Origin of the sequence: Oerskovia sp. NPDC056781, from assembly GCF_042789955.1 — a bacterium.
In the GTDB taxonomy this organism is placed as follows: domain Bacteria; phylum Actinomycetota; class Actinomycetes; order Actinomycetales; family Cellulomonadaceae; genus Oerskovia; species Oerskovia rustica.
Map to the genome: position 1 here is coordinate 1 of NZ_JBHUAD010000260.1, position 5,160 is coordinate 5,160.

Annotated in this window: 5 protein-coding genes and 1 tRNA gene; 2 read left to right on the top strand and 4 right to left on the bottom strand. The window is 72.6% G+C overall.

Features of this window, described 5'->3' with window-relative positions:
- Positions 1-300: 300 nt before the first annotated feature.
- Positions 301-1,176: a zinc metalloprotease HtpX gene (gene htpX / locus ACFRCR_RS16630; protein WP_377679067.1), complete on the top strand. Its 876-nt coding sequence runs from the start codon at positions 301-303 to the stop codon at positions 1,174-1,176.
- A gap of 6 nt (positions 1,177-1,182) precedes the next feature.
- On the opposite strand, the gene ACFRCR_RS16635 is transcribed toward htpX, so the two are convergent.
- From ACFRCR_RS16635 to rarD, 4 genes are all read right to left on the bottom strand, one after another.
- A complete protein-coding gene (locus ACFRCR_RS16635) occupies positions 1,183-2,184 on the bottom strand; it encodes an alpha/beta hydrolase family protein (protein ID WP_377679068.1) in 1,002 nt (333 codons plus the stop codon).
- Between the two features lie 32 nt (positions 2,185-2,216).
- The gene (locus tag ACFRCR_RS16640) at positions 2,217-3,068 is read right to left on the bottom strand and encodes an HAD family hydrolase (protein ID WP_377679069.1); all 852 of its coding nucleotides are present in this window, start codon (positions 3,066-3,068) and stop codon (positions 2,217-2,219) included.
- Between the two features lie 218 nt (positions 3,069-3,286).
- Positions 3,287-3,781: a YajQ family cyclic di-GMP-binding protein gene (locus ACFRCR_RS16645; protein ID WP_191796709.1), complete on the bottom strand. Its 495-nt coding sequence runs from the start codon at positions 3,779-3,781 to the stop codon at positions 3,287-3,289.
- Positions 3,782-3,895: 114 nt separating this feature from the next.
- Positions 3,896-4,888 carry an EamA family transporter RarD gene (rarD, locus tag ACFRCR_RS16650; RefSeq protein ID WP_377679071.1) on the bottom strand — a complete coding sequence of 331 codons (993 nt, stop codon included), beginning with the start codon at positions 4,886-4,888 and terminating at the stop codon, positions 3,896-3,898.
- A gap of 159 nt (positions 4,889-5,047) precedes the next feature.
- Here rarD and ACFRCR_RS16655 point away from each other — a divergent pair.
- Positions 5,048-5,129 (top strand) — tRNA-Tyr (locus ACFRCR_RS16655).
- Positions 5,130-5,160: the final 31 nt, after the last annotated feature.

A 5,160-nucleotide genomic window follows, 5' to 3' on the forward strand; every position in this document is an offset into this window, starting at 1 on the left:
GAGCGCACCCTCGGGGCCCCGCACGGGCGCGAGCGCATCAAGGTCGTGCCCCGCGAGGACATGATCCGCATCGCCCGCCGCCAGACCGAGGCAGCCACCGAGGCCTGAGGCAGCCACGCACCTCGACGGCGCCCCGCCCACCCGGGCCGGGCGCCGTCGTCGTCCCCGGACGACCTGCGAGGCAGCAGGGCGGCACACCACCGCTGCTCCGACTGCGGAGGGAACCCCCCGCGTGCGCCGAGCGTTCTCCCGGTGGATGCTCGCACCACGGCATCCTGTGCTCGACGGAAGGGGCTGAGCGTGGGTCATCAGCATTTCAACGGTCTGAAGACCGCAGGGCTCTTCGGGATCATGTGGGTCGTGATCCTGGGCCTGTGGGCCGTGTTCGGACGGTCGGCCAGCACGTTGTGGATCTTCGTCGCGATCGGTCTCGTGACCACGGCGTACGGCTACTGGAACTCCGACAAGATCGCGATCAGGGCCATGCACGCGCGGCCCGTGAGCGAGCTCGAGCAGCCCGCGATGTACAGGATCGTGCGTGAGCTCTCGACCGCCGCTCGCCAACCCATGCCCAAGCTGTACGTCTCGCCCACGCAGGCACCCAACGCCTTCGCGACGGGGCGCAACCCCAAGAACGCAGCGGTGTGCTGCACCGAGGGCATCCTGGTCCTCCTCGACGAGCGTGAGCTCCGTGGTGTCCTGGGGCACGAGCTCATGCACGTGTACAACCGCGACATCCTCACGTCGTCAGTGGCGAGCGCCATGGCCGGCGTCATCACGTCGCTCGCCCAGTTCCTGCTGATCTTCGGCGGCAACCGCGAACGGGGCGGCAACCCCTTGGCGGCCCTCGCGATGGCGTTCCTCGCGCCCGTGGCCGCGATGGTGATCCAGCTCGCGATCTCCCGGACGCGCGAGTACGACGCCGACGAGGACGGGGCAAAGCTCACGGGCGACCCGCTCGCGCTCGCCTCCGCGCTGCGCAAGCTCGAGCAGGGCACGGCGCGGGCCCCGCTGCCGCAGAACCGCGACCTGGTCGACGTCTCGCACGTCATGATCGCCAACCCGTTCCGCGGCGCGGGCGTCGCCAAGATGTTCGCGACGCACCCGCCCATGGCCGACCGCATCCAGCGCCTCGAGCGCATGGCGGGCCAGCAGGGCGGCATCACGCGCTACTGAGGTTCCCTATCCCGCGGACCCGGCCGGTGCGATGCCACGCTCGGCCAGCCAGTCGCGCACCGCGGCCCACGCGCCCGAGCGGGGGTTCTGGGGCGACAGGTGGTCCTCGCCGGGGATGACCGCGAGCGTCACGTCGTCCCCGGCCGCCCGCGCAGCCTCGGCGTAGCCGGTCGCGACCGAGGGCAGGACGACGGCGTCCAGGTCGCCGGTCGTCACGAGCGTCGGGACACCGAGCGGGAGCCGTGCGGTGGGGGACGCCAGGTCGTACCGGTCGTCCGTGACCTCGCTCGTCGAGCCGCCCATGAGGGCCTCGACCGGCCCCCGCGACCCGTGCACGGCCCCCGCGTCCAGCAGGTCGTTCACGCCCGCCTGGGTGACCACGAGGTCGGGCCGGACGAGGGGAGAGGCGCCGGGGGCGCCGTCGGGCAGGGTGTGCCGGGCCGCGAGCCACAGTGCCATGGTCCCGCCCGCGGAGTGCCCGACGACGGCCACGCGCCCGGGTGTCAGGCCCACGGTCGCGAGCGCCTCGGGGAGCAGGTCGAGACCCGTCGCCACGTCCTCGAACGTGCCTGGCCACCCGCCCTCGTCGGCGGGGTCGGCCGCGCCCACCCCGCGGTAGTCGAGGTTCCACACCACGATGCCGTCGTCGGTGAGGTCGCGGGCCACCGGGGCCTCGGACGAACGGTCGTACTCGGCGGCCCAGCCGCCGCCGTGGACCAGGACGACGACGTCGACGCTCTCTCCCGCCCCCTCGACCTCCGTGGTCTCGGACGGCGTACGCAGTTCCTCGGTGCGCGCGGCGAGCGACGCGGGCAGGATCAGGTCGGCCGTCTGGGCCGGGCGCGGGCCGTAGGAGAACGTGGTGAGCACCGCGTCGTCGGGTGCGGTGGTCGACGCGGGCACCTGCGGGTCCGCAGGGGCGGGGGCCGTGCACCCGGCGGTCGCGAGCGCGAGCGCCAGGACGAGCGCTGCCGCCCGGCCTCGTCGGCGGTTCGCGGCCGAAGCCACCTGACGGCACCCGGTGCCCTGTCGAGCGCGCATCAGATGCCCTGCCGACCGGTCGCCGTCGGGTTGCCCGCCGACGGGCTCGCCCCGTCGAGCAGCCGCTCCAGGGCGACGGCGACACCGTCCTCGTCGTTCGACGCGGTCACGTGGGTCGCGGTCTCGAGCACCTCCGGGTGCGCGTTCGCTACGGCGTACGAGGTTCCCGCCCAGGTGAGCATCGGCAGGTCGTTGGGCATGTCGCCGAACGCCCAGACCTCGTGTGCCCCGATGCCGTGGGACGAGGACCAGGCCGCCAGGGCGCCGGCCTTGGTCACGTCGGGTGGGAGCAGCTCGGCGAGCCCCGCGGCCCCGGAGAACGCGAGCAGGGCGCGCTCGCCCACGACGTCGAGCACCTGCTCGAAGAACTCGTCCTGCTCCAGCACGTCGGTGCGCGCGAGCAGCTTGGCGACGGGGGCGTCGCGCGCGCGCTCGACCGGCCCGCGCCAGGAGTCCGGCATGTCCTCCTCGTGCCGGAACGTCGCGTCGAACACGGGGCCGTCGACCTGCTCGACGGCGAGCGCGACACCCGGCACCGCGGCGCGCAGGTCGCGGACCACGTCGCGCAGGGCGGGCAGAGCGAAGCCGCGGGACTCGACGACCTGGCGCGTGCCGACGTCGTACACGCACGCGCCACCCAGGCAGATGATGACGCCGTGCCCTCCCACCAGGCGCCCGACCTCGGTCAGCCAGCGGGGCGGGCGCGCCGTGACGAACACGACCTGCGTCCCGGCCTCGTCGAGGGCGGCCAGGACGCGGCGGGTGCGGTCGGAGACCGTGCCGTCCGAGCGCAGGAGCGTCCCGTCGAGGTCCGTCGCGACCACGCGGGGCCGGCGCAGGGGGCTGGTCATGCGGGGCGTCCAGCAGTGCGGGCCGGGACGGTGCGGGGGACCCCGCGGCTCAGCGCGGGCGCCGCCGGGAGTCGGTGAGTGTCCACGCCGTGAGTCTAGGTCCGTGCGGGAGCGACACGCCCGTACGCGGCGGGCGTGACACGGCGGGGCCCGGCCCGCGGACGGGCGCGCCGCCGTCGGGCAGGAGCCCTCGCGGCGACGCGCCCGTCAGGAGCTGGTCAGCGGTAGTTCGTGAACTGCACCGCGAAGTCCAGGTCGGCACCCTTGAGCAGCGTCTGGACGGCCTGGAGGTCGTCGCGCGACTTGCTCGTCGCGCGGACCTCGTCGCCCGTGATCTGGGTCTTGACGCCCTTGGGGCCTTCCTCACGGATGATCTTGGTGACCTTCTTCGCGTTCTCGCCCGCGAGGCCCTCCTTGAGCACGCCCTCGAGGCGGTACTCCTTGCCCGAGAGCTTGGGCTCGTTCTCGCCCGTGTCGAACGCCTTGAGCGAGATGCCGCGCTTGATGAGCTTGGTCTGGAAGACGTCGAGGATCGCGAGCACGCGCTCCTCGGAGTTCGCGATCATGACGATCTTCTCGCCGCTCCAGGCGATCGACGCGCCGATGTTCTTGAAGTCGTAGCGGGTCTGGATCTCCTTGATCGCCTGGTTGAGGGCGTTGTCGACCTCCTGGCGGTCGACCTTGCTGACGATGTCCATCGATGAATCGGCCACGGTGCTCTCCTGACGCGGTAGGTGGGGTGGTCTGGGGTCAACGGTAGTGGGCGGGTGCCCGGGGCGTCGCCTCGGGCACGGCAACGTGTGGTCCGGCGGCGGCCCCAGCCGCGGTCAGCGGGGAGCCACGAGCCGGGACGCGCGCATCGCGCGCAGGCCGTCGACGCTGAGCACGATCAGCGCGAGCCACACGAGCGAGAAGCCGGCCCACCGTGCGGGCGGCATCGACTCGTGGAACACGAGCAGCCCGACGAGGAACTGGAGCACGGGAGCGAGGTACTGGAGCATGCCCACGAGGCTCAGCGGAAGGCGGCGGGCCGCCGCGCCGAAGAGCAGGAGGGGCAGGGCCGTGACGACGCCGCTCGACGCGAGCAGGAGGGCGTGACCGGTGCCCTCGGCGGCGAACGTTCCCACACCTGTGACCCCGAGGAAGACCAGGTATCCGAGCGCCACGGGGAACAGCAGCGTCGTCTCGACCGCGAGGCCGGGCAGGGCCTCGACGTCGCGCCCGACGCGGTTCTTGACGAGCCCGTAGAGGCCGAACGAGGCCGCGAGGGTCAGCGCGATCCACGGGAGCCGGCCCACGCCGATCGTGAGGACGACCACGGCGGCGGTGCCGATCCCGAGCGCGACCCACTGCGCGGGGCGCAGCCGCTCCTTGAGCACGAGCACCGCGAGCAGCACGGTCACGAGCGGGTTGATGAAGTACCCGAGGGCCGCGTCGAGCACGTGCCCGGACAGCACGCCGTAGACGTACACGGTCCAGTTCGTGGCCACGAGCACCGCCGCGATCGCGAGCAGCCCCACGGTGCGGCGCACGCGGAAGGCCGCCCGGAACGCGGGCAGCTTGCGCATCACGAGCAGCAGGAGGAGGCAGAACAGCAGGCTCCACACCACGCGGTGGGAGATGATCTCGAGCGGCCCGGCCGGCTGGAGCAGCGGGAAGAAGAGGGGCATCGCGCCCCACAAGAAGTACGCGCTCGCTCCGAGGACGACACCGAGGCGGTCGATCGGGGCCGACGCGCCGGGGGTTCCCGGAGCGCCCGGAAGGGGTGCGTCCGGCGGCGCGGAGAGGTCGTTCACGGGGTGCTGGGGGGCCTGGCTCACGGTCCACTGTAAGCGTGCGGGGGCCGATCGTGAGGGGTCGATTTTCCTCCGGGGCCGGATTCGCTGTACTGTTGCCACGCTCCCGCAGTTCGGAAGCGCCCGCTGGTTGCGCCTTGGTGCGGCCCGGTCGTCACGGATCGAGAGCTCATCACCCAGCACGGCAGGTTGCCCGAGCGGCCAAAGGGATCTGACTGTAAATCAGACGGCTCAGCCTTCGGGGGTTCGAATCCCTCACCTGCCACGCGATCGAACGAGGCGTCACCCATTCGGGT